Raw genomic sequence first — 1,299 nt, 5'->3', positions numbered from 1 at the left:
AAGGCCGAGAGGCGAGACGAACGCCCCACGGGGCGGAAGTCATCGATGCCACGCTTCCAGGAAAAGCCTCTAAGCTTCAGATCACGTGAGACCGTACCCCAAACCGACACAGGTGGTCAGGGTGAGAATCCCCAGGCGCTTGAGAGAACTCGGGTGAAGGAACTAGGCAAAATGGTGCCGTAACTTCGGGAGAAGGCACGCCGGCCTAGGGTGAAAGCACTTGCTGCTGGAGCCCGAACCGGTCGAAGATACCAGGTGGCTGCAACTGTTTATTAAAAACACAGCACTCTGCCAACGCGTAAGCGGACGTATAGGGTGTGACGCCTGCCCGGTGCCGGAAGGTTAAGTGATGGCGTTAGGTTCGCCGAAGCGCTTGATCGAAGCCCCGGTAAACGGCGGCCGTAACTATAACGGTCCTAAGGTAGCGAAATTCCTTGTCGGGTAAGTTCCGACCTGCACGAATGGCGTAATGATGGCCACGCTGTCTCCACCCGAGACTCAGTGAAATTGAAATCGCCGTGAAGATGCGGTGTACCCGCGGCTAGACGGAAAGACCCCGTGAACCTTTACTATAGCTTCACACTGGACGCTGATGTTGCTTGTGTAGGATAGCTGGGAGGCTAGGAACCCCGGACGCCAGTTCGGGGGGAGCCGACCTTGAAATACCAGCCTGGCATCATCGGCGTTCTAACTTGGCACCGTGATCCGGTGTGAGGACAGTGTGTGGTGGGTAGTTTGACTGGGGCGGTCTCCTCCCAAAGCGTAACGGAGGAGCACGAAGGTACCCTCAGCACGGTCGGACATCGTGCAATGAGTGCAAGAGCATAAGGGTGCTTGACTGCGAGACAGACACGTCGAGCAGGTGCGAAAGCAGGTTCTAGTGATCCGGTGGTTCTGTATGGAAGGGCCATCGCTCAACGGATAAAAGGTACTCCGGGGATAACAGGCTGATACCGCCCAAGAGTTCACATCGACGGCGGTGTTTGGCACCTCGATGTCGGCTCATCACATCCTGGGGCTGAAGTCGGTCCCAAGGGTATGGCTGTTCGCCATTTAAAGTGGTACGCGAGCTGGGTTTAGAACGTCGTGAGACAGTTCGGTCCCTATCTGCCGTGGGCGCTGGATGTTTGAGAAGGGCTGCTCCTAGTACGAGAGGACCGGAGTGGACGCACCTCTGGTGTTCCGGTTGTCACGCCAGTGGCACTGCCGGGTAGCTATGTGCGGACGGGATAACCGCTGAAGGCATCTAAGCGGGAAGCCCCCTTCAAGATGAGACATCCCCGAGGCCTCGAGCCTCCT

At 57.4% G+C, this 1,299-nt stretch carries 1 rRNA gene; it reads left to right on the top strand.

The features are described from left to right. Window positions 1-1,299 (top strand): 23S ribosomal RNA (locus tag BLP96_RS19725); the annotation flags it as partial.

Source organism: Billgrantia gudaonensis, assembly GCF_900100195.1.
GTDB lineage: Bacteria > Pseudomonadota > Gammaproteobacteria > Pseudomonadales > Halomonadaceae > Halomonas > Halomonas gudaonensis.
Note: the sequence above shows the minus strand (reverse complement) of the source record. Positions and strands in the feature narration are given on the sequence as shown.